Origin of the sequence: Enterocloster sp. 210928-DFI.2.20 (genome assembly GCF_020554465.1) — a bacterium.
GTDB lineage: Bacteria > Bacillota > Clostridia > Lachnospirales > Lachnospiraceae > Enterocloster > Enterocloster bolteae.
The window spans coordinates 1-22,586 of the sequence record NZ_JAJCHK010000044.1; the positions used below are offsets into that span (position 1 = coordinate 1).

19 protein-coding genes are annotated in these 22,586 nt (G+C 50.3%); 13 read left to right on the forward strand and 6 right to left on the reverse strand.

Features of this window, described 5'->3' with window-relative positions; genetic code table 11:
- Positions 1-113: 113 nt before the first annotated feature.
- Complete coding sequence (locus LI015_RS25125; RefSeq protein ID WP_002568251.1) at positions 114-1,673, reverse strand: BCCT family transporter; 1,560 nt, start codon at positions 1,671-1,673, stop codon at positions 114-116.
- A gap of 187 nt (positions 1,674-1,860) precedes the next feature.
- On the opposite strand from LI015_RS25125, the gene LI015_RS25130 reads away from it, so the two are divergent.
- The gene (locus LI015_RS25130) at positions 1,861-2,409 is read left to right on the forward strand and encodes a hypothetical protein (protein WP_002570253.1); all 549 of its coding nucleotides are present in this window, start codon (positions 1,861-1,863) and stop codon (positions 2,407-2,409) included.
- Positions 2,410-2,433: 24 nt separating this feature from the next.
- Positions 2,434-3,534, forward strand: a complete 1,101-nt coding sequence (locus LI015_RS25135; RefSeq protein ID WP_002568249.1) for a ComEC/Rec2 family competence protein — start codon at positions 2,434-2,436, stop codon at positions 3,532-3,534.
- A 210-nt stretch (positions 3,535-3,744) separates the two neighbouring features.
- On the opposite strand, the gene LI015_RS25140 is transcribed toward LI015_RS25135, so the two are convergent.
- The gene (locus LI015_RS25140) at positions 3,745-4,728 is read right to left on the reverse strand and encodes a zinc dependent phospholipase C family protein (RefSeq protein ID WP_002568248.1); all 984 of its coding nucleotides are present in this window, start codon (positions 4,726-4,728) and stop codon (positions 3,745-3,747) included.
- A gap of 171 nt (positions 4,729-4,899) precedes the next feature.
- On the opposite strand from LI015_RS25140, the gene LI015_RS25145 reads away from it, so the two are divergent.
- Positions 4,900-6,291, forward strand: a complete 1,392-nt coding sequence (locus LI015_RS25145; RefSeq protein ID WP_002570252.1) for an alanine/glycine:cation symporter family protein — start codon at positions 4,900-4,902, stop codon at positions 6,289-6,291.
- Between the two features lie 383 nt (positions 6,292-6,674).
- On the opposite strand, the gene LI015_RS25150 is transcribed toward LI015_RS25145, so the two are convergent.
- Positions 6,675-8,957, reverse strand: coding sequence for an EAL domain-containing protein (locus LI015_RS25150; protein ID WP_002568245.1), 2,283 nt, complete (start codon positions 8,955-8,957; stop codon positions 6,675-6,677).
- A gap of 195 nt (positions 8,958-9,152) precedes the next feature.
- Between LI015_RS25150 and LI015_RS25155 the strand changes: the two genes are divergently transcribed.
- The 3 genes from LI015_RS25155 to LI015_RS25165 are packed head-to-tail and all read left to right on the forward strand — an operon-like array spanning position 9,153 to position 12,017.
- The gene (locus LI015_RS25155) at positions 9,153-10,679 is read left to right on the forward strand and encodes a GntR family transcriptional regulator (protein WP_118024096.1); all 1,527 of its coding nucleotides are present in this window, start codon (positions 9,153-9,155) and stop codon (positions 10,677-10,679) included.
- A 17-nt stretch (positions 10,680-10,696) separates the two neighbouring features.
- Entirely contained in the window at positions 10,697-11,215 is a 519-nt protein-coding gene (locus LI015_RS25160; RefSeq protein WP_002568243.1) for a peptidylprolyl isomerase, read from the forward strand.
- Between the two features lie 52 nt (positions 11,216-11,267).
- Complete coding sequence (locus LI015_RS25165) at positions 11,268-12,017, forward strand: GNAT family N-acetyltransferase (protein ID WP_002568242.1); 750 nt, start codon at positions 11,268-11,270, stop codon at positions 12,015-12,017.
- On the opposite strand, the gene LI015_RS25170 is transcribed toward LI015_RS25165, so the two are convergent.
- On the reverse strand, positions 11,956-12,627 hold the full coding sequence (locus tag LI015_RS25170; RefSeq protein ID WP_227126593.1) for a hypothetical protein: 672 nt from the start codon (positions 12,625-12,627) through the stop codon (positions 11,956-11,958). The two genes, LI015_RS25165 and LI015_RS25170, sit on opposite strands and share 62 nt — an antisense overlap.
- 184 nt (positions 12,628-12,811) lie before the next feature.
- Between LI015_RS25170 and LI015_RS25175 the strand changes: the two genes are divergently transcribed.
- The 4 genes from LI015_RS25175 to LI015_RS25190 all read left to right on the forward strand — a co-directional run bounded on the left by LI015_RS25175 (position 12,812) and on the right by LI015_RS25190 (position 15,543).
- Positions 12,812-13,543, forward strand: a complete 732-nt coding sequence (locus tag LI015_RS25175) for a YesL family protein (protein WP_002570247.1) — start codon at positions 12,812-12,814, stop codon at positions 13,541-13,543.
- Positions 13,544-13,701: 158 nt separating this feature from the next.
- On the forward strand, positions 13,702-14,610 hold the full coding sequence (ispE, locus tag LI015_RS25180) for a 4-(cytidine 5'-diphospho)-2-C-methyl-D-erythritol kinase (protein ID WP_002577485.1): 909 nt from the start codon (positions 13,702-13,704) through the stop codon (positions 14,608-14,610).
- Between the two features lie 22 nt (positions 14,611-14,632).
- Positions 14,633-15,340, forward strand: coding sequence for a GntR family transcriptional regulator (locus LI015_RS25185; protein WP_002568238.1), 708 nt, complete (start codon positions 14,633-14,635; stop codon positions 15,338-15,340).
- Entirely contained in the window at positions 15,340-15,543 is a 204-nt protein-coding gene (locus LI015_RS25190) for a hypothetical protein (protein ID WP_002568237.1), read from the forward strand. The genes LI015_RS25185 and LI015_RS25190 overlap by 1 nt, the downstream gene beginning before the upstream one ends.
- Positions 15,544-15,547: 4 nt before the next feature.
- Here LI015_RS25190 and spoIIR read toward each other — a convergent pair whose 3' ends face one another.
- Entirely contained in the window at positions 15,548-16,201 is a 654-nt protein-coding gene (gene spoIIR, locus LI015_RS25195; protein WP_117625648.1) for a stage II sporulation protein R, read from the reverse strand.
- Positions 16,202-16,321: 120 nt separating this feature from the next.
- On the opposite strand from spoIIR, the gene LI015_RS25200 reads away from it, so the two are divergent.
- Both LI015_RS25200 and LI015_RS25205 read left to right on the forward strand, forming a co-directional pair.
- The gene (locus tag LI015_RS25200; protein ID WP_002568235.1) at positions 16,322-17,383 is read left to right on the forward strand and encodes a D-alanine--D-alanine ligase family protein; all 1,062 of its coding nucleotides are present in this window, start codon (positions 16,322-16,324) and stop codon (positions 17,381-17,383) included.
- A 17-nt stretch (positions 17,384-17,400) separates the two neighbouring features.
- Positions 17,401-17,826 (forward strand): DUF1934 domain-containing protein, encoded by a 426-nt coding sequence (locus tag LI015_RS25205; RefSeq protein WP_002568234.1) that lies wholly within the window; start codon positions 17,401-17,403, stop codon positions 17,824-17,826.
- A gap of 78 nt (positions 17,827-17,904) precedes the next feature.
- Here the strand turns inward: LI015_RS25205 and LI015_RS25210 are convergent, their stop codons facing one another.
- Positions 17,905-18,366 (reverse strand): hypothetical protein, encoded by a 462-nt coding sequence (locus tag LI015_RS25210; RefSeq protein ID WP_002568233.1) that lies wholly within the window; start codon positions 18,364-18,366, stop codon positions 17,905-17,907.
- 325 nt (positions 18,367-18,691) lie between these two features.
- Here LI015_RS25210 and rpoB point away from each other — a divergent pair, with 325 nt between their 5' ends.
- Positions 18,692-22,576, forward strand: coding sequence for a DNA-directed RNA polymerase subunit beta (gene rpoB, locus LI015_RS25215; RefSeq protein WP_038282248.1), 3,885 nt, complete (start codon positions 18,692-18,694; stop codon positions 22,574-22,576).
- The last annotated feature ends 10 nt before the right edge of the window (positions 22,577-22,586 follow it).

Genomic DNA, 22,586 nt, shown 5'->3' on the forward strand with positions numbered 1-22,586 from the left:
AAAAGAATGTTGGAAGTGTGCTTTTCAGCACACCCCAACATTCAGTATAGAACCTGATTTTATGATGTTTGCAACGATTTAATTATACCATCCAGTTATACCATTCAATTACATTATTCCATATTCCGCGTTTCGGAATTCTCTTTGTCCAGGTAGTGCCCGGCGTCTTTGAAAAAGCTCCATACAATCATGACAATAATGAAACCAATTGGAAAAGCTGCTATGATGGACACAGTCTGCAGGTTAGCCATGGAATTCTCCGCGAAAATCAGGGCTATGGGCAGCAGCATCAGCAGTATGGCCCAGAACAGCTTTACCTGCTTGTGAGGCTCTTCCTCAGCGCCCAGGGACTTATAGGAGTATGAGCTGGCCACCATGGTCAGGGCGTCGAAGGAAGTGGCATAAAAGGCAATCATGGTAATGGCCAGGAGAACCAGTCCGGCCTTGGCCGCAGGCATTGTCTCAAATATGGATATGATGGCCTGGTACAGATCTCCGGTTTTTGCATAGACACCCATCAGGTCCAGCTTTCCGTGCATCTGCAGTCCAAGTCCGTAATTGCCCAGGATGATGAAGGATGTAAAGGTGCCTGAGAGACCGAAGAAATAACCTCCCAGCACAGTCTGGCGGATGGTCCTTCCCTTGCTGATGGTGCCGATGAAGAAGGGGGTGGCAACACACCATACCATCCAGTAGGCCCAATAAAAGATGGTCCAGTTTTGGGGAAAGGAGGAGGTGCGCATGGCATCGGTCCAGGTGGCCATGCCCACGAAGTTCTGCACCATGTTCCCCACTGCGGTGATGCCTGTCTCGATGATATAGCGTGTCTCGCCCCCGCACAAAAGGAAATAGGCCAGCAGTCCGAAGAACAGGTACACGCAGGAGGCTGCCAGTTTGGCAATGCCCTGCATGCCGAAGTATACGGCCATGGTATACACAACGCAGATGATGACCAGGATGCCGATGGTCAGGAAATTGTTTTCAGGTATGCCCAGCACACGGCTTAAGGCCATGGAAAGAAGGGGCGTTGCCAGGGAAAATGTAGTGGCAGTGCCGGCCAGAAGGGCAAATACCGCTGTCAGGTCAATGAGTTTGCCCAAAACACCGTCCACACGTCTGCCCAGAAGCGGCCGGCATGCCTCGGAGTACTTTTGTTTGTTCCGCTTGCGCACATGAAGCATAAAGCCAAAGGACACAGCCAGAATGATGTAAAAGCTCCATGGGATGGGGCCCCAGTGAAACAGAGGATAGGTGGATGCCCAGTCCTGCATGGCTCCCATGTCCGTGATATGGGGCTCGCCTGCGTAGAGCATCCACTCGCACAGGGAGTAGAACAGTATGTCGGCTGCCAATCCCGCCGTAAACATCATGGAACCCCACTGAAAGGAGGAATACTGCGGCTTTTCAAGATTCCCAAGCTTTATTTTGCCATAGCGCGAAAACGCCATGTACAGGGAGCAGATTAAGGCGCCCAGCCCAAGGAGAAGATAATAGCCTCCAAACTGGTCCCCCAGGAAAAATCGCACAGAACCAAGCACTTGGGATGAGGCGTCCGGGAATATCATGAACAGGGAACAGAGGGCCAGTATGGTCACAAAGGGAATGATGGTTGTGACCCAGTCCAGTCTGTTCTTTAATGGAGTGTCTATACTGCGGTTTTTATCTTGTTTCATGGCTGTATCCTCCTGGATGTTCAAAAAATGATTTAAATTAATTATATTGAACATATTATCATCAGTTCCTGGAAAAATCAAGAGGAACTTGTAAAAACATCAATAATTTTGTAAGAAAAAAGGACTGTTAAATTATTGTAATCTTAGCTATAATAGTAACGTTGACAAAAAGGAGGATTACCATATCATGAGAAAATTAAAGAAATTATCATTGATATTATTAGCTTCAGCGGCCCTGCTTTGCGGTTGTACCCAGAGCAACATTGTTTCTCCCAGCAACGGTGTGGTTCAGGGGGACGGACAGCCTGACCTGGAGGTTGATAAAAATATTAACATCGACTGGCAGGAGGTAAGGGAAGACCTCAGGGATCAGTTCCTGGAGCCTTACGGGGTGTTTGCTGATTATGTGATGGATTTGGATGCCAAGTATGACGCCGGCAGCAACAGGGTCGTTGTTTTGCTTCCCGTGACCCATAAGACCACAGGGGATATTGCTGTGGTTTATGGCCAGGAAGTACTGAAGGCAGTGGGCACCTACATTGCGGAGCAGAATTTCTATTATGAAGCGCCAGACCCGGAGGATACGGACAGTACTTACTACGGCAGTTACTTTGACGAGCATGACGTGCTTGTTCAGGTGTTCCCTTACGACAAAGAGGGGGATGAAAGCGCATACCTTGTAAACGACGTTATGAAGGCAGGGGAACAGAGGGAGCTGACGGCTCAGATTCAGTAAAGAGATGATTAAGGAGATATTGGGATGAGGATTGACAGATACTGGAAACAGGCCGCCGCCGGGCTGCTGGCCATCATGACACTGACAATGACCGGAGGGAATCTGGACAGCTTGGCCATGACCAACTCCCAGCCGCTAAAGGCCCAGGGACAGATGCTGTCTTCCCCGGACAAAATCATCATCAGGGATGAAGGGGAGACAGCCCAGTCATCCCAGGCAGCGGCTGCCAGCCAGCCGGTCATTCAGGCCAAGGCTCAGATTGCCGCATTTGGGGAAGTCACCACTCCCAAGACAGATTCCACTTCCCTGTTCGGGGCCGGCCGTCTCACCATGCTGGCCAACCACGACACGGCAGCCCAGCTTCTGTCGGTTATCATTGAGACAGGTGAGGGCGGTCTCATCGTAGTGGACGGTGGCTGGACCAATAATACGGATTATCTTCTGAACCAGATTAAGCAGAAGGGCGGTCATGTCCAGGCATGGCTTCTGACCCACCCTGATTCAGACCATGTGGGAGCTTTGGCAGACATTCTGTACAAGCATAACGGAGAGATTACCATTGACGGCATCTACTATTCCTTTGCAGAGGACAGCTGGTATGCTGAGAAGGACCCTGAGGTCGCCAAGATGGTGGCCTACATCAAGGGAGCCTTTGGTCTGGTGCCTCAGAATATCCTTCACGGTGATATTGTGTCGGGACAGGTTATTCAGGCAGGCCCTGCCAGGATTCAGGTATTGAATCAGGCATATAAGATGAACAATGATTTTGTCAATAACAGCAGCGTGGCCTATATGGTATCCCTGAATGGGACAAACACCGTGTTCCTTGGAGATTTGGCTAAATCAGGCGGCGAGCAGCTGATGGCCGACCATGATCTGAGCGCCCTTAAGTGTGATATTGTCCAGGTGGCCCATCACGGACAGAACGGCGTAGGATATGAGGTCTACAAGGCGTTAAGACCCAGCGTTGCTCTCTGGCCAACCCCCCAATGGCTGTGGGATAATGACAATGGCGGCGGATCCGGAAGCGGTATCTGGCTTACACAGGAGACAAAGAACTGGATGGTCCGCCTTGGCGTGAATGCAAATTACTGCATTAAGGACGGCGACCAGGTAATCGAATAAAACGTGCATTGAATCAACCAAAAGATGACAGAAATTGTAAAACAACAGAAGCCGTAAAATAACAGAAATTACCAGCAGCAAAAAGCCGCGGCTCCTTCTTCCTGAATCCTCAGGAAAAGGAGCCGCGGCTTTTTACTTATTAATACTCTTTTGATTGGCGGGTCTATGCTGCTTATTGACTTACTTGCCCTGGCCGCTGTTCTGCGGCATTCAGTCATCTGCACAGGGAAGTCCGCTGTGGTAGGAATAATTACCCAGCTCGGACAGAAGATTCTCAAGGGCATTCAGCTTTAAGGGCTGTCCTGTCTCCAGCATGGAGTTGATCATGTAGAAGATAGTGCTCAGCTTCCCCAGGGACTGTCTGAACAGGTCTGGGAAGGAGGACTTGGAGGCAATACTCTTATCCCAAGGATTGCACCATGTCTCATGATGCAGGTTCAGGCTCCAGGCCGGGTTCTCCACGGTATCCGTAACCAGCTTGCTGGAAGCTACCGGATTTTTGAGGAACAGGGATTCAAAAAATGCAATCCTGTCCTTTTTTCTGCTGTTAGGGTCAGACAGAGTCCTGCATCCAAAACGGAGAGCCAGAATGGAGCGGTGTATCATAGGAGCCGTGACCTGGTACCTGTTCTTATAGCTCAGCGGATAGAATGCTTCGTTGATGCAGTCTGACAGGAACTGGGAAATAAATTGGGTTTCCATTCCATTCAGACAGATGGTTGCTGCCTGGTTGAACTGGGATGGCTTCTTTCTCTTGTACTTCTGAAGCAGAAGAGCGTCTATGTCATTCTCCAGCTTGGCGTGGAGTCCGTGGTAATAGGACCCCGGGTGATTGACATCGTATTCAATGCGTCCGTATACATAGGGGTGGCATATAGAGTCACCAATATAATGGCAGATAAAACCGCACATGTAGGCCAGGCCTTCTTCACGCTGCTGCCTGGAACCGATTCGGGAAAGCTGCATGAAACAGCAACGGAAAAAGTAATTGACATGGTGTTCATGCATATAGGAACCTACATTGCGGTGGTCTCGATGGCGCAGGATGGGCAGGTTATAAAAAAACATGTCCGGCCCCTGGAGACCCAGCTGATAGAGCCACCGATACTTGGCAATGATAAACTTCAGATTGTTCTGAGGCATATCATTGTATGCTTTCATGCCCAAGACATAGTGTGTTGTAAAACCTGGCATCGGCATACCTCTTTTCTATTGGATTCTTGCAGTAGTTCCTACTACATATTCTATCATAAACAACTATGAAATGCGAGCCGGAAACAAAAGAAAATTCCTTCCAGCGGTCATAGTCAGGGGAACTTCGGAATAAGACATTTATAAGAAGTAAGCAGGGCAGGATAAGTTCAGATGATGAATGTATTAGAGCAGGTCCACCAGATGGTGTGGGGGCCGTGGACCCTTGTCATATTCCTTGGGGTGGGTATATTCTTTACCCTGAAATGTCATTTTTTCCAAATCAGGGGATTTTTATTCTGGTGGAGCCGCACAGCAGGACGGCTTATATCGGGAGAAGCGTCCAGAAAGGAGGACGGCACCGGAAAAGGAAAGGGAATCAGCCAGTTCCAGTCGGTGTGCACCGCGCTGGCGGCAACTGTGGGAACAGGCAATATAGCAGGGGTGGCAACCGCGCTGACAGCGGGAGGACCAGGCGCCCTGTTCTGGATGTGGGTATCGGCCCTGATCGGCATGATAACCGCTTATGCGGAAACCATGCTGGGAATCAGGTACCGGTACAGGGATAAGGACGGACATTACATATGCGGTCCGTTTATATACATGGAAAGGGGACTGGGACTTAGGGGAATGGGAGTGCTGTACAGCTTCCTGTGCCTGATGAGCTCCCTTGGAATGGGCAGCATGGTCCAGGCCAACTCGGCCATCAGCACCATGGAATACACCTGGCATGTGCCAACCCTGGCGGGCGGACTGATATTTACCGGCCTTCTGGTGCTGGTCACCTGGGGAGGAATCCGCAGAATCGGAAATGTGGCTGAAAAACTGGTGCCTGCGGCGTCCGGAATCTATATTGCCTTTTCCATGATTGTGATTCTTTCCTGTCTGGAACAGATACCCGGAGCACTGGCATCCATGGTAACCTCCGCTTTCCGGCCTGAAGCGGCAGCAGGAGGGACAGCGGGATATGTAATCAGCCGCAGCGTGCGTTACGGCATCTCGCGGGGGGTATTCTCCAATGAGGCCGGACTTGGCACGCTGGCGGTACTCCACGGTCCCACAGAGGGCACAACGCCTCATGAACAGGGGATGTGGGCCATGTTCGAGGTGTTCTTTGACACCGTGGTCCTGTGCACCCTAACGGCCCTGGTAATCCTGTGCATGACCGGTTCCAGCCCGGAGACAATACCTTATGAGGGAGCAGCCCTTGCGGCCTGGTGTTTTAGCAGACGGCTGGGAGTTATAGGAGAATATCTGGTCAGCGGCTCCATGGTAGTATTTGCATTTGCCACAATCATGGCCTGGTTTTATCTGGGGAGGCAGGCTGCGGCCTATTTCATCGGGGGGTGCGGGTTCGGGGAAAATGCGCAGCACATGTTTGCTGCCAAGGTATATCCTCTTTTGTTTATTGCAGCTGTATTTTTAGGAAGCGAGGCCAGGCTGGGACTGGTCTGGCTGCTGTCAGACATATGGAACGGACTCATGGCCTTCCCCAACCTGACAGCCCTTCTGTTTTTATCCAGGGAAGTAACTCTTCCGGAGGGGTTTTTAAGAAGGCGGGACTAAGAGTATGGCCAGCGTCCTGATTCAAAAAAAGAAACAGGGGCAGGATTTAGCTCTGCCCCGGACCACGGATAAACGAAAAAACGCACCATCCTGAGGATGATACGCCTTCTGGAAAAAAGTATTTTAAAAGGGAGGAGAGCTGATAAATTCTTATCAGCTCGAGTATTATGAAAAAAATCTTGTAAGCGTTTTTTGTGTAGCAACTCTTGTTGTTTGCTATGTTTAAAGTATATAGCTTAAACATGAAGAAATAATGTTGTTTGTGTAAAAGGTTTTTGAATGAAATATGAACGAAGTGTGAATGGGCAAAGAGGGCTTGCTCCTTTTTGCAGGCGGCAGGCAAGCAGGAGCCTTAAACGGTTGAACCGGCAGCGCGCCGAATTCTAGGGCTGATCCTGGAGATAACGCTTCTCGAACTCATTTAGAGGTATGGGAGCGGAAAAAACATATCCCTGTATCATATCGCAGCCCATGCTGCGAAGAAAATCAACCTGTTCCGTGGATTCGATGCCTTCGGCCACAGTCTTTACCTTTAAATGCCTGGACAGATCAATCAGGCATGAAATCACATCCTTTGCTTTCTGACCGGACATATTGAGGAAAAAGGAGCGGTCCAGCTTCAGTGTGTCCACATCAAACTCCTTCAGAAGTCCCAGGGAGGAAAAACCAGACCCGAAATCATCCAGGGAACACAGAAAGCCCATGCGGTGCATTTCCTGAATGGTTTCTCTGACTGTCTTGATCTGCTGGTTATCAAAGAAAATGGACTCCGTCAGCTCGAATTCCAGGATTTTATCGGGTATCTTAAAGCTGGATGCGATTCCTGCAAAGGTATCCAGGAAATTGGGATTCCGGAAATGCTGGCGGGACAGGTTGACGGAGACTGGTATCAACGGCAGCCCTTCCTGTCTCCAGCGGTCTATGGCAGCGCATACCTCTGTGAATACATAGAGATCCAGCCGGCATATTTTCCCATTGTTCTCGAACAATGGTATAAAATCAGATGGATATATGATTCCTTTTTGGGGATGATTCCAGCGCACCAATGCCTCTGCTCCTTCCAGCCGGCCGCTTCTGAGTCCGATTTTGGGCTGCAGATAAATCTGAAAATACCGGTTTTCAATGGAGTCCTCAAAAAGCGCGTTTAACTCCTGTTCTATTTTCAGGGTCCGGATCAGGCTTTCATCATAAAAACAGCAGCTGTGGCATAAATCTGTCCCGCAGCTTTGCAGTGCGATCCTGGCATGGTCCTGGAGAAGAGTGATTTCCTGGTACGGGTCGTCTGCAAGGCAAGCGCCCTGCTTGAAGGACAGGGACAGGTCGGGAAGTTCCGTATCATGAAAGTTGTTGATATCATGAATCATATCATTCAGCCGGTATTGGATGGCTCCGGGGCTGTACTCCTTCAGACAGAGGAAGAAGTGGTCTGATTCGCCTCTGGCCGCAAATTCATCCTGCTCCTCACGCAGATGCTGCTTCAGCACCTTATATATATAGGAGAGAATCTGGTTGCCGATCCGGATGCCGAACTGCTCGTTGACCATCTTAAATCCCCGGACATTCAGAAGCACAATGGAATAGGTGCAGGGGGTCATGTTTTTTGAGAGTTCCCTGTATCTGGCCTGGAAAGCCGCGTTATTAAGCCCGCCTGTAAGGGGATCCCTGTATGCAATCAGCTCAAGCTGCCTTTTGTGGGCGTTATAGAACCGGAATACTGCAAATAAAAACAGGGAGAATATAAGTATGGTAGCCCCTATAATGATGAAGGACTGAAGGATGTATTGGTTTGTCCCGGTGGATATGATATCGGCAGGAATGATGGTAAGCAGAAACCAATCGTTTATGTTAAGGGCATTATAGGAGAGAAGCAGTTCTTCTTTTGTGGTAGCAGTAAATTTCAGGACGCCGCTGCGGTTTTCTGTCATATCCCGCTGCATCTTCTGTATGTCTGTAATTATTTTTTCATTTTTTTCTTGTTTAAAGATATCCCCCAGCTGCAGAAAGGGTTTTAGATCCGTAGGAGATATGATTACCTGCCCCTGGCTGTCCACAATGCAGCTCAGCATCTGGCCGCTGAAGCTTTTGGAGGAAATGAGGGACTGCATGTTTTCCTTGCTGCGAACACCCACCAGAACCCCGTCTACTCCGTTGTCCCGATAGACAGGGACGGAATAAAAAATACTTTTTCCACCTATATAGCTGGCTTGTATGCTGCCCTGAAAAGAGGCCCGGACACTGGGAAGCTTAAGAAAGTCCTCCGGGGATACAGGGGGTTCACCATCGTCAGTCTGTGAGGAGACAGAAAAGCCCTCCCTGTCAAAAAAAATCAGAGGTTTAAATTCCAAAATCTGGGCTGCGCGGTTCAGAAAGCCTGACATTGTATCTGTATCTTGTTTTTCTGTAAACTGCGAAAAGCTGTCAGCAGTCATGACCAGATTGGTTATCTTGTTATTGATGGCATCCCGGATATCGCGGGACAACTGGGAGGTCACATCCGTTAAATAGCCCTGGGTAGAGCGGTCCAACTCGATTTGAAGCTTGGCTGCATTCAGGATGGAAAGGGCAAAAACTGAGACCAGGACCAGGGAAAGGAATCCTATATACCATCCGCGTCTGAATAATGGTTTCTCATAATCATCTGATATAGAATCTTTTGTTTTTTTCATTTCCAAGTAAACTCCATATTTATAACAGTCTAACATCAATAAATTTTGATAGTTTTATTTTAAGTGACAGTATTTGATAAATCAATGCAATATTTGTGTACATATACATATAGTATTGAAATTAATACGTGGTATAATACTGTTATAAGGAACAGCGGGCGGGCAGAACATGCCGGGGGTCCGGGAGGGGTGGCAATGAAAAGAAAAAAGACGCTGCATGACTACCTGTATGAAAATCTGAGGGAACAGATTGAGACAGGGTATTATAAATATGGAGAAGCCCTGCCGTCCATGAACCGGCTGTGCGAGACCTACCATGTGGGAATCCGTACGGTTAGGGATGTGCTATCGGAATTAAGGGATCAGGGAATGATACGGACAGAGGAACGCAGACCTGCTGTCATCGTATACGGCAAAACAGGAGAAGAGGACTATATACCCGATATACTGGCAGTGCTTCAGAGAAAGACATCGGTTCTGGCGGTTTATAAGACAATGGAATTGCTGATGCCCAGGATGTTTGCATTATCTGTCCAGGTATGCGGTGTGGAAACTGCTGTGGAATATTTCAAACGGCTGAAAAGGGACAGAAGGAAGGAAGTACGTGCCAGATGGAAGGCCTCATCCAATGCTCTTTATAATCTGCTGGATGCGTCCCATAATCTGCTGTTCAGGGATATATTCACCAGCCTTGAGATTGGCTCCAGAATTCCTTTTTTCCTGGAGCCGGAGTACACGCCGCCCTTTTCCTGCTGCTGCGGGGAATATGATGACCCCATGTGGATGGCCGAGGCAGTGTCTGCCGGTGATACCCGGATGATACAGGAACAGTTTGCACGCATGTACCGGTCCCTGGGGCATGACATAAAGAGGTATCTGGACTGGATTGAATCCAGGTTTGAAACAGGAAACATAGAGCAGAAAAATGGATATTCATGGAATTGCGCTCAGGGGCATGACCACCTTTATATTCAGATTGCCCGTGACCTCATCGACCGGATTGGACTGGGATTCTATAAGGATGGTTCCTTTCTTCCTTCGGAGGCTGTTCTGGCGCAGGAGTATAGTGTCTCCGTTGCCACCATACGCAGGTCCATATCCATGCTGAACCGTCTGGGATTCTGCCGCACGTATAATGTAAAGGGAACACAGGTGACCCTGTTTAATGACCAGGCTGCCTTTCAGTCCATGAAAAACAAGGTTCACAAAAAGGATATCCTTATGTATCTGAGCGGCCTCCAGTTCATGGCCCTGGCATCCGCTCCGGCGGCCCTGCTGGCGGCGCCTTTTATCGGGAGGGAGGAGATAGACTGTATAGAGGAGGAGCTTGCAGGACCTTATGCGGTGCCCCTCAGTATCCTGATGCACCATATCATTGAAGATCTTACCCTGGAACCATACCAAATTATACTGCGGCAGGTCAGCAGCATACTTCACTGGGGGTATTATTACTCCTTTTACCAGAATGGAATCCGGGCAGGCAATGAGCTGAATCAAATCAGCCATGAGGCATTCCGGCGCCTGCAGGCCGGAGATACAGAAGAGTTTGCACGTCTTTTGTCCCTGTGCTACTGCCATGCGCTGGAGCTGGTGCGCGATTCCATGGTAGTCTGGGGACTTTCGGAGGCAGCGCTGTTTGTTACTCCTCAGGAGATGGATAAAGTGAAGCCGTGCTGGACAAAGCCCGCAGAATTTGCTATAGTGGATAAAGATTCTAATTGAAAAAGGAGAAAGACAAAATGGCAAATCCTATAGTTACCATAACCATGGAAAATGGAGATGTAATGAAAGCGGAGTTATACCCGGAAATAGCTCCTAATACAGTGAACAATTTTATCAGCCTTGTAAAAAAAGGATATTATGACGGACTGATTTTCCACAGGGTCATCAATGGCTTCATGATTCAGGGCGGCTGTCCTGAGGGCACAGGCATGGGCGGTCCTGGCTACTCCATCAAGGGAGAATTCGCACAGAACGGCGTTAAGAATGACCTGGTGCACACAGAGGGCGTACTTTCCATGGCAAGAGCCATGCATCCCAACTCAGGCGGTTCCCAGTTCTTCATCATGCACAAGGCATCGCCGCACCTGGACGGCTCATATGCAGCCTTTGGAAAGGTGACAGAGGGCATGGATGTGGTGAATAAAATCGCGGATGTCCAGACTGATTACAGTGACCGTCCCCTGCAGGAGCAGAAGATTAAGTCCATGACAGTGGAAACCTTTGGGGTGGATTATCCGGAACCGGAGAAGTGCTGATGGGAATTGTCATTGAAGGCATCCCCGGCTAATATGACAATGAGGCGGTAATATGGTAACAGAGCGTAGTATCTGTTTAGACGGAAAGACCTGTACAGCAGTCATATCAGACGAACCTGAGGCCCTTCTGGCGGCGAAAGCTGCCGGGAGGGCCGTTGTTGGCGTTGAGAGCGAGAGGACAGACATCTGGGAGTTAAAGGGCATTCCCTATGTGATACCGGACTTTGAGGATGCCACGGACGAGCTGCTGGATCTGGTGATACGCCGCCATCTGGGGCTTCCGTGGAATATATGCAGAACAGACAGGCTGCTTATACGGGAGCTGACCGCGGATGATGCCTGTCACATTCCGGAGGAGGAGTACGGACCTCAGGAAGCCATATTCCGTTTAAGAGACACACTGGAACTGTACTGCAGAAACCAGTACGGCTTTTATGAGTATGGTACATGGGCCCTGGTACGCAGGGACGACCAGGTTCTGGTGGGGCTGGCGGGAGTGTCCAACCCCAGGCTTAAAAGGGAGATGGAGGAATGTCTGGATTCCATGGGACAGTCTGTTCCCTGGCTGGAATTGGGATACCATGTTTTCCTGCCTTACCGGCAGCGGGGATACTGCGCGGAAGCTGTGACGGCTATTGCGGATTACAGCCATGAGGTGCTGGGAGTCCGGCTCTGCGCGCTGATCCGCAGAGAAAACCAGGCCTCCCGCAAGGTGGCGGAAGGCCTGGGAATGACGTGTCTTATGGAAACAGATACTCAATCATCTGAATGGCAGCTTCTTTATGGGGAGAGCCTTGTATGACGGCCAGATAAGGAGGATCCATGATGATGCCTGTCTTTTCTTCCAAAGCCGTATCCTCCAGGGACAGGGCAACAGGCGTAAGGTTTCCCTCGCCGTCCTTTGCCCGGTAGATATGGTCCTTCACCCGTGCATAAAGCTCAGGAGAAAGCAATTCCTCCAGGTTCTGGTATGCGGATACGGTCTCGTAGTGGTCTATGGCGGACTGGTCCCCGATGACCACGTCCAGGCTTTTGCTGGCAACCAGGGCGGAAATTTTGGCCAGGGTGGCATATCCGTACTGGGAGGTGGATTCCTCATTAAAATCCACCATCAGTCCCTCGTTTATTTCAATCAGGTCCTTTTTGCCGCATCCCAGGTATTCCCGCAGATCGGATTCCAGCAGGGCGCTGGAGGAGGCGCCTGCGGAGCGGTCGTTGATAATCGCCACGGACAGGCGGGTGGTAAAGGTCTGGCGGTATATCATGGTGCCTATGGTGCTTAAGACGCCGATGGCAAGAATCACAGCCAGGAGGTGGAATTTATAATACTCCCACACATACCAGGCCCTGTCTTTCCAGGACATGTTTTTCAGTTTCTGCCGTTCGTTTTCTGCTTCTTCTCTGATGGACATAGCTTATGCATTCCTTCCGTTTCTCTCTGCTGTATTTGCACGGACAGGCCGTTTCATGTAAGTATACCACATCCGGCCTTAAGGAGAATATAAAAATTTCATGAAATCAGGGCAGCCCTTTGCATTTTCCCCTTAATATGATAGAATATCACCAGGTGTATTTACAGAAAGAAGAGGAATGCTTATGTTGCAAGGTATATTTAATTATGATAATCCGGTGTGGCGGTTTATAGGAAAGCTGGGAGACTTAATCATACTGAACATTTTATGGATTGTCTGTTCCATTCCTGTGTTTACAGCCGGGGCCTCCACCACTGCCGTCTATTATGTGACCTTAAAACTGGTGCGGGATGAGGATGATTCCACCATACGGTCCTTTTTCCGGTCTTTTAAGAGCAACTTTAAGCAGGCAACAGCCATATGGCTTATCCTGCTGGCGGCCGGAATCGTGCTGGGCTTTGATTTCTGGTTCTTTGTGTCAGGTCAGATGTCTTTAAACGGAGCAGTTAGGACAGCTATGACCGCGGTGTCCGGCGGATTGCTTTTGATTTATCTGTTTATCATTACCTATGTGTTTCCGCTGCAGGCCAGGTTCTATAATCCGGTTAAGCGGACCCTGTTCAATGCGTTTTTTATGTCCGTGCGCCATTTGTTCCAGACTATCGGGATACTGGCCACTGATCTGGGAATCGCGGCAGCCACATATTTCGGGCTGTTTTATTTCCCGCAGTTTGCCATGTTATTATTCCTGTTTGGGATGCCCCTCATTGCCTTTGTAAACTCGTATTTCTTCACTGCTATTTTCAGGAAGTACATGCCTAAGGAGGAAGAGCAGGAGCATACAGATGCAACCCCCTTGCTGGGAGAAGAGGATGAGGAGATGAAGGAAGCAATTCGGAATCTGAAGGGGAAATAATCTGATTCTTACCATTATTAAAACCGGCCGGAAAATTTCTGCCGGTTTTCCGCATTTTTCTGCAATTTCCACTTGCAAATAGAGTGAAAGTATTGTATACAATATAATGTATTATAAAAACAGAAATGTAAACAATGTACATAGAGGGGAGTCCGCGGATGATAAAACATTTACGCTTAAAAGCATATGGAAAGATTAATCTGGCTCTGGATGTACTGGGACGGCGGGCTGACGGCTATCACGAGGTGCGGATGATCATGCAGACCGTGGGGCTTCATGACCGGATTGATTTGTACGTTACCCAGGAGCCGGGCATCAAGATAGAGACCAACCTGTTTTATCTGCCGGATAATGAGCAGAACCTTGCCCATAAAGCGGCCAGACTGCTGATGGAGGAATTCGGTATACGCCAGGGCCTGTCCATCCATCTGCGCAAGTTCATTCCCGTGTCAGCCGGCATGGCCGGAGGAAGTACGGACGCTGCCTCTGTTCTCTTTGGAGTCAATAAAATGTTTGGCCTGGGCCTGTCCACCGGGGAACTGATGGAACGGGGCGTGACCCTGGGAGCGGACATCCCCTACTGCCTTATGCGGGGAACTGCCCTGTCCGAGGGAATCGGCGAGAAGCTGTCGCCCCTGCCTCCCATGCCCCAGTGCCAGGTGCTCATAGCCAAGCCGGGAATCAGCGTGTCCACCAAGGTGGTATACGAGAGTCTGGACGCCATGAAGCTTGCGCCTTCGGACCATCCTGACATAGACGGCATGATAGATGCTATCCGCAGCCAGAATCTGCGGGAGGTGGCAGGCAGGTTCGGGAACGTGCTGGAGCTGGTCACCGGAGAACGGTATCCGGCCATTTCAAGGATTGAACAGGTCATGCGTGACTATGGGGCTTTGGGGGCAATGATGAGCGGAAGCGGTCCGACGGTATTCGGCCTTTTTGCCAATCCAAGGGCAGCCCAGGCAGCCTATGAGGATCTGCGGTTCGGCAAGGCATCGGAGCTGGCAAAACAAGTGTATCTGACCAATTTCTTTAATGTGAAAAGGAATGGACAGGACATGGCATAATGCTGGAAAGGGGGCATTTTAAATGGAAAATAATTTCAAGGTTAATATGAATGAGTATCTTCCGCTTCGGGACGTGGTGTTCAACACCCTGCGGCAGGCCATACTGAAGGGGGAGCTGGCTCCGGGGGAAAGGCTGATGGAAATTCAGCTGGCCGAAAAATTAGGCGTCAGCAGGACTCCGATCAGGGAAGCTATCCGTAAGCTGGAGCTGGAGGGCCTGGTGCTTATGATACCCAGGAAGGGCGCCGAGGTGGCCAAGATATCTGAGAAGAGCCTGCGGGATGTGCTGGAGGTGCGCCGCTCCCTGGAGGAGCTGGCCATTGAGCTGGCCTGCCAGAGGATGTCGGAGGATGACATGGCTGAACTGGAACGGATGCAGGGTAACTTTAAAAGCGCCATTGACAGGGGGGAAGCCATGAGCATTGCCCAGTCAGATGAGCAGTATCACGATGTCATCTACCAGGGAACCCGCAATGATAAGCTGGTGCAGATGCTGGGCAACCTGCGTGAGCAGATGTACCGCTACCGCCTGGAATATATAAAGGACGAGGACAAAAGGCAGGTGCTTCTGGTGGAGCATGAGCACATACTGAATGCCCTTAAGAACCGCAACATAGCCGAGGCAAAGAAGGCTGCCAGGGAACATATCGACAACCAGGAAATTACGGTTTCGCGCAACATAAAGGAGCAGGAACAGGAGCCGGCCGTACCGGCACGGGGGAGGAAATGATGGGGGACGAAACCTTCAAGGAGCGGTATCTGTCAGGGGAAATTCCCTTTGAGGAGATAGACCGGTATGTAAGCCGCTGGAATAACAGCGACGACCCCCGCACTCTGGCCCAGTATCTGGGGCTGAATGCGGAGGAAGAGGACGTGTGGATCGATGTGAGCGACGAGGCGCTTCAGGATATGCTGGACAGCCAGAAAAGATAGAATCTCAGCTTTTTTTATGAAATAAATCCATGAGCCGGAACCGTACGCGGACCTCCGGCTTTTGCTGCGGCTGTTTTGTCCTGTCAAGGGGGGATAACAGGGCATCGTAATCATCTTCCGCCAGCAGGGATGACAGGGTTTTCTTGGAGGAATCAGGCACCACTGCGTGGATGGCGTCGGTGTAGCATAGGGAGGGATAGAGCACGCACCACCAGTTGTGGCCTTTTCCGCTGCCAATGGTGATGCGGACCGCGTCATAGGTGCCGCAGGGAAATACCATGTCCCCGTAAGCCTTGGTGGGAAAGTAATCTCTTGTTAATTCCAACTTTACTGGATAGGAGGCTCCCTGGTCCGCCAGCCAGTCCTGTGCCATGGTCTCGATGCTGGTCTTGTTGCCCTCTATCCACTGTTTAAGCTGCTCCTTGTCCGTATCCTCAGGAACCTGGCCGTGGATGTAGTCCAGGACCAGCCCTTTTACCCCTAGCTTCAGATTCTGGTCCCTGGTGCTGTCGCTTTCCGCCAGAACGTGAAAACGGAGGATTTCAGGGGCAATGCGGGATGCCAGGGCCTCCTCGCCGGTGGTACGGGATGCCATGAGAATGAGGAACGCAGTAAAAAAACAAAGTGCGGATATGCACAGGCTTATTTTATATTTCATATGATTTAAGACCTCCTTGGCCGTTAATGCTGTTTTAATTTCTGTTTGTAATTATTGCCACATATGTTATACTATAAACGTAGAACAATCACTAAAATAAGTGAGTTTAAGGAGACTAGCATGGGTAAACTTCAGGCTGCAGTCATATTTGGCGGCCAGTCATCAGAACATATTGTGTCCTGCATGTCGGCTGTCAATGTCATTGAGCATATAGACAGGACGCGATACGATGTATTACTTGTAGGAATTACAGAAGATGGACACTGGATTAAGGCAGATTCACTGGAAGATGTAAAAAACGGTACATGGAGGGACAAAACTGTATCAGCCCTTCTGCTGCCGGACGCCACGAAGAAGTGCATCCTCCTTATGGACGGAGATTCGGTCCGCGAGGTCAGGGTGGATGTGGTATTCCCTGTGCTTCACGGCTTGTACGGGGAGGACGGTACCATCCAGGGGCTTTTGGAACTGGCTAAGATTCCCTATGTGGGATGCGGGGTTCTTTCTTCCGCAGTGTCCATGGATAAACTGTACACCAAGATTATCGTGGATGACCTGGGAGTCCGCCAGGCAGCATACGAGGCAGTGTACAGGGAACAGCTTGTGCATATGGAATCGGTGGTGGAACGGGTGGAGAAGCATTTTTCCTATCCCGTATTTATTAAGCCGTCCAATGCAGGCTCCTCCAGGGGCGTGACAAAGGCGGATGACCGCCAGGCCCTGGAAGCAGGACTGTCAGAGGCAGCCCGTCATGACCGCAAGATATTGGTAGAGGAAACCATCATAGGCAGAGAGATTGAGTGCGCTGTATTCGGAGGCGGACTTAAGGAGGTGGTGGCATCCGGGGTAGGAGAGATACTGGCCGCTGCAGAGTTTTATGACTTTGAAGCCAAGTATTATAACGAAGAATCCAGGACAGTGACGGATCCGGAGCTGCCGGCAGGGGCGGCAGAGAGAGTCCGGCAGGCCGCCATGGACATATTCCGTGCAGTGGACGGCTATGGGCTGGCCAGAGTGGATTTCTTTGTAAAGGATGACGGAGAAGTGGTATTCAATGAGATTAATACCATGCCAGGTTTTACCGCCATCAGTATGTATCCCATGCTGTGGGAAGCCAGAGGGATCACAAAGGACCAGCTGGTGGATATGCTGATGGCCCATGGGATGGAACGATACACTTAAGGGAAAGAGGAAGGAATATGACAAAAGACGTGCTGATTACAATCAGTGGCATCCAGATGATAGACGAAGAGGACTCCGATGTGGAGATGATAGTAAGGGGAGATTATTATCAGAAGAATGGAAAGCATTACATCCTCTACGAAGAGATGATGGAAGGCTTTACAGGTAAGGTCAAGAACGTAATCAAGATATCCCCTTCCGGAATGGACATAATTAAAAAGGGAATCGCCAACACCCACATGCAGTTTGAGAAGAACAAGAAGAATCTTTCATGCTACACCACTCCCCTGGGCGATATGGTGGTAGGCATACAGGCCAACCGGATTAAAATAAATGAAGAACCGGACAGCCTGCTGGTGAATGTGGATTATTCCCTGGATATCAATTATGAGCATCTGTCCGATTGCAGCATCCGCCTGGATGTCCAGTCCTGTCCGCAGTGACAGGGTACAGGGTACGCAGTACACAGAGAGCAGTAAAAGAAAAATATAAAAAAGAAGCGGCGCAGCTGCCGCTTCTTTTTATTTCTTATCTTTCTTATTCCTTTTAAATCTTGCGAAGAATCCCTTCTTCTTTGGCGGAGTCGGAATCGCGCCGCCTCTCACACTTTTGATCTCAGTGATGTAGATACCGCTGATGACAACCTTGGCCTCGGTCTTCACCGGCAGAGAGTCAAATACGCGCCCGTCTGCAATAAGGGTCATGACCTTGGGACCAATCTTGGCTTTAACCACAGGGACCTTTGCCCAGCGCATGTACTTTGGCGTCTGGTCAGTCACTGCCTTGGGAAGCCCGGCCTGGGTAATCTTCATCTTCTTCTTGTCAATGACAAGGATGGATGCGGTCTGTGCAGCTGCATCTAACAGCTGCTGCTGTTCCACCTGGCGCTTCTGGAGCTTGTTTCCCAGAAAGTAGAGAACAACCAGGGCAACCAGAGCAATGATTAGAATGACAATCAGTACATTTAAAATAATCTGAGCCATGGGGTTTACCTCCAACCTATGTAATTATAGTACCATTCCCCCCGTTAAATAATCCACAACCCCAGGGGACATTCTATAATAGTATATCATTTTAGAGGATAAATTGCAAGCAAAAATCCTTGACACCTTGACAGGTCTGTGTTATTATGGAGTGTGCACTATTGTGGCGGCGTGGGCTTTTTGCGCCCTCACGTACGGTTTTACGTGGTATGACGCCCAATTACAGAGAACGACAGTGATATTTTGCTGCATCTGGCGTCCGGTTCGGCGGCAGATTGAGATGGAAATATTGCGAACCAAATTAGAAAACAGGGGTGAAACGTCAATGGAGAAAAGCAGAATACGTCCGGTACCGGCCGGGAAAAGCGTAAGAATGAGCTATTCAAGACAGAAAGAAGTTCTTGAAATGCCTAACTTGATTGAGATTCAAAAAGACTCCTACCAGTGGTTCTTAAAAGAAGGACTGAAGGAGGCATTTGATGATATCTCTCCCATAGCGGACTTTGCAGGCCATTTGAGTCTGGAATTCGTTGACTTTACATTGTGTAAGGATGATATAAAGTATACCATCGAAGAGTGTAAAGAACGGGACGCAACTTACGCTGCACCACTTAAGGTAAAGGTAAGACTGTACAATAAAGATAAAGATGAAATGAATGAACACGAGATTTTCATGGGCGATCTGCCCCTGATGACAGATACCGGTTCCTTTGTGATTAACGGTGCTGAGCGTGTTATTGTCAGCCAGCTGGTACGTTCCCCTGGTATCTACTACGGTATTGGCCATGATAAAGTGGGTAAGGAACTGTATACCTGTACTGTTATCCCCAACCGTGGTGCATGGCTGGAGTACGAGACAGACTCCAATGACGTATTTTATGTACGTGTAGACAGGACCCGCAAGGTGCCTGTGACTGTATTGATTCGTGCCCTGGGCTTCGGAACCAATGCGGAAATCCTGGAACTCTTCGGCGAGGAGCCAAAGCTCTTAGCCAGCTTCGGAAAGGACACCTCCGATAATTACCAGGATGGCCTTCTGGAATTATATAAGAAGATTCGTCCCGGCGAGCCGTTATCTGTTGACAGTGCAGAAAGTCTCCTTAACAGCATGTTCTTTGACCCCAGAAGATATGACCTTGCAAAAGTCGGCAGATATAAATTTAATAAGAAACTGTCCTTTAAGTACCGTCTGAACGGACAGGTACTGGCAGAGGATGTGGTGGATACCGCCACAGGCGAGATTCTGGCAGAGGCAGGCACCAAGCTTGACAAGGAATCTGCCATGAGGATTCAGAACGCGGCAGTTCCCTATGTATGGGTGGACGGTCCTGACAGGAAGCAGAAGGTTCTCTCCAACATGATGGTGGAGCTTTCCGCTTATGTGCCCTTTGACCCGGAGGAAGTGGGCGTTACGGAGTTAGTATATTACCCGGCCCTGGCTTCTATCCTGGAAGAAGCTGGCACCGATGAGGAGTCTCTTAAGGAGGCTGTGCGCAGGAATATCCACGACCTGATTCCAAAGCACATTACAAAGGAAGATATTCTTGCTTCCATTAACTATAATATGCATCTGGAGGAGCAGGTGGGCAACGCAGATGACATCGACCATCTGGGCAACCGCCGTATCCGTGCCGTAGGCGAACTCCTTCAGAACCAGTACCGCATCGGTCTGTCACGTATGGAGCGTGTGGTAAGGGAGCGTATGACCACCCAGGATATGGATGGCATTACTCCCCAGTCCTTAATTAATATCAAGCCCGTGACTGCGGCTGTGAAGGAGTTCTTCGGAAGTTCCCAGCTGTCCCAGTTCATGGACCAGAATAACCCGCTGGCAGAGCTGACCCATAAGCGCCGTCTCTCCGCCCTGGGCCCTGGCGGTCTGTCCAGAGACCGTGCCGGATTCGAGGTGCGAGATGTACACTACACCCACTACGGACGTATGTGCCCTATCGAGACGCCTGAAGGTCCCAACATCGGTCTGATCAACTCTCTGGCAACCTATGCAAGGGTAAATCAGTACGGTTTCATCGAGGCTCCCTACCGCGTGGTGGATAAGACCACGGATCCGTCCAGCCCAAGGGTAACGGATGAGGTGGTGTACCTGACTGCTGACGAGGAAGATAACTTCGTTGTGGCACAGGCAAATGAGGCCCTGGATGAGGAGGGCCACTTCATACACAATAACGTATCCGGACGTTTCCGTACAGAGACATCCGAGTTCCAGAAAAAGACCATTGACCTGATGGACGTTTCTCCTAAGATGGTATTCTCCGTTGCTACGGCCATGATTCCATTCCTGGAGAACGACGATGCCAACCGCGCCCTGATGGGTTCCAACATGCAGCGTCAGGCAGTGCCCCTTCTGACCACAGAAGCCCCTGCCGTGGGTACGGGTATTGAGGCCAAGGCAGCTGTTGACTCCGGCGTATGTGTGGTGGCTAAGAACGCGGGCGTGGTAGAGCGCTCTGCTTCCAATGAAATCATTATCCGCAGGGACAGCGACGGCAACCGCGATGTGTACCATCTGACCAAATTTAAGAGAAGCAACCAGAGCAACTGTTACAACCAGAAGCCAATCGTATATAAGAATGACCATGTGGAAGCCGGCGAGGTAATCGCAGACGGCCCATCCACCTCCAACGGTGAGATTGCCCTTGGAAAGAACCCCCTTATCGGATTCATGACATGGGAAGGCTACAATTACGAGGATGCGGTCCTGTTATCCGAGCGCCTGGTTCAGGAGGATGTATATACCTCTGTCCACATTGAGGAGTATGAGGCAGAAGCCCGCGATACCAAGCTGGGACCGGAAGAGATTACCCGCGATGTGCCGGGCGTGGGCGAGGATGCCCTGAAAGACCTGGATGAGCGCGGCATCATCCGCATCGGCGCGGAGGTCCGTGCGGGAGATATCCTGGTAGGAAAGGTAACTCCTAAGGGCGAGACCGAGCTGACCGCGGAGGAGCGCCTGCTGCGCGCCATCTTCGGCGAGAAGGCCAGGGAAGTCCGCGACACCTCCCTTAAGGTGCCTCACGGCGCATACGGCATCATCGTGGATGCCAAGGTATTTACCAGGGAGAACGGAGACGAGCTGTCACCGGGCGTAAACCAGACAGTCCGCATCTACATTGCCCAGAAGCGTAAGATTTCTGTGGGCGATAAGATGGCCGGACGTCACGGCAACAAGGGTGTTGTTTCCCGCGTGCTTCCTGTTGAGGATATGCCTTTCCTGCCCAACGGACGCCCTCTTGACATCGTGCTTAACCCTCTGGGCGTGCCTTCCCGTATGAACATCGGACAGGTGCTGGAGATCCACTTAAGCCTTGCAGCCAAGGCCCTGGGCTTCAACGTATCCACCCCGATTTTCGACGGCGCAAACGAGAACGACATTATGGATACCCTGGAAGTGGCCAACGATTATGTGAACCTGTCCTGGGATGAATTTAAAGCTAAATACGAAGACCTGCTGAAGCCTTCTGTTATCGACTACCTGGGCGCCCATTTGGAGCACAGGGAGCTTTGGAAGGGTGTGCCCATCAGCCGTGACGGTAAGGTCCGCCTGAGAGACGGACGTACCGGCGAGTACTTTGACGGCGCTGTTACCATCGGACACATGCACTACCTGAAGCTGCACCATCTGGTTGACGATAAGATCCATGCGCGTTCAACCGGCCCTTACTCCCTGGTTACACAGCAGCCTCTGGGCGGTAAGGCCCAGTTCGGCGGACAGCGTTTCGGAGAGATGGAGGTTTGGGCACTGGAGGCATATGGCGCTTCCTATACCCTGCAGGAAATCATGACCGTTAAGTCGGACGACGTTGTGGGCCGTGTGAAGACCTACGAAGCCATCATCAAGGGAGAGAATATCCCTGAGCCGGGCGTACCGGAGTCCTTTAAGGTGCTCCTTAAGGAGATGCAGTCCCTGGGCCTGGATGTACAGGTACTGAGGGATGACGGCACCGAGGTCGAGATGAATGAGAATATTGATTACGGCGATACAGAGCTGCGCGCCATGTTAGAGGGCGAGCGCCGCTTCGAGGAGAAGGAATCCTATGCACAGTTTGGCTATCAGGAACAGGAATTCAAGGATAGCGAGCTGGTAGCTGTGGAGGAGGAAGAAGAAGTAAGCGCCGATGATTACACCGAAGAGGCTGATGACGAGGATGATTTGTTCCTGGATGAAGCTGCTGACGGTGAAGACGAAGAATAGAAGGGAGTAA

Bases quoted from the DNA above. Each gene is read 5' to 3' on its own strand.
- LI015_RS25140 (WP_002568248.1), bottom strand. From the start codon at position 4,728: ATGCCAGGTTTTACAACACACTATGTCTTGGGCATGAAAGCATACAAT.
- LI015_RS25210 (WP_002568233.1), bottom strand. From the start codon at position 18,366: ATGGCTCAGATTATTTTAAATGTACTGATTGTCATTCTAATCATTGCT.
- LI015_RS25175 (WP_002570247.1), top strand. From the start codon at position 12,812: ATGTTGCAAGGTATATTTAATTATGATAATCCGGTGTGGCGGTTTATA.
- LI015_RS25200 (WP_002568235.1), top strand. From the start codon at position 16,322: ATGGGTAAACTTCAGGCTGCAGTCATATTTGGCGGCCAGTCATCAGAA.
- LI015_RS25185 (WP_002568238.1), top strand. From the start codon at position 14,633: ATGGAAAATAATTTCAAGGTTAATATGAATGAGTATCTTCCGCTTCGG.
- LI015_RS25135 (WP_002568249.1), top strand. From the start codon at position 2,434: ATGAGGATTGACAGATACTGGAAACAGGCCGCCGCCGGGCTGCTGGCC.
- LI015_RS25130 (WP_002570253.1), top strand. From the start codon at position 1,861: ATGAGAAAATTAAAGAAATTATCATTGATATTATTAGCTTCAGCGGCC.
- LI015_RS25145 (WP_002570252.1), top strand. From the start codon at position 4,900: ATGATGAATGTATTAGAGCAGGTCCACCAGATGGTGTGGGGGCCGTGG.
- LI015_RS25155 (WP_118024096.1), top strand. From the start codon at position 9,153: ATGAAAAGAAAAAAGACGCTGCATGACTACCTGTATGAAAATCTGAGG.
- LI015_RS25205 (WP_002568234.1), top strand. From the start codon at position 17,401: ATGACAAAAGACGTGCTGATTACAATCAGTGGCATCCAGATGATAGAC.
- LI015_RS25160 (WP_002568243.1), top strand. From the start codon at position 10,697: ATGGCAAATCCTATAGTTACCATAACCATGGAAAATGGAGATGTAATG.
- spoIIR (WP_117625648.1), bottom strand. From the start codon at position 16,201: ATGAAATATAAAATAAGCCTGTGCATATCCGCACTTTGTTTTTTTACT.
- LI015_RS25190 (WP_002568237.1), top strand. From the start codon at position 15,340: ATGGGGGACGAAACCTTCAAGGAGCGGTATCTGTCAGGGGAAATTCCC.
- ispE (WP_002577485.1), top strand. From the start codon at position 13,702: ATGATAAAACATTTACGCTTAAAAGCATATGGAAAGATTAATCTGGCT.
- rpoB (WP_038282248.1), top strand. From the start codon at position 18,692: ATGGAGAAAAGCAGAATACGTCCGGTACCGGCCGGGAAAAGCGTAAGA.
- LI015_RS25170 (WP_227126593.1), bottom strand. From the start codon at position 12,627: ATGTCCATCAGAGAAGAAGCAGAAAACGAACGGCAGAAACTGAAAAAC.
- LI015_RS25150 (WP_002568245.1), bottom strand. From the start codon at position 8,957: ATGAAAAAAACAAAAGATTCTATATCAGATGATTATGAGAAACCATTA.
- LI015_RS25125 (WP_002568251.1), bottom strand. From the start codon at position 1,673: ATGAAACAAGATAAAAACCGCAGTATAGACACTCCATTAAAGAACAGA.
- LI015_RS25165 (WP_002568242.1), top strand. From the start codon at position 11,268: ATGGTAACAGAGCGTAGTATCTGTTTAGACGGAAAGACCTGTACAGCA.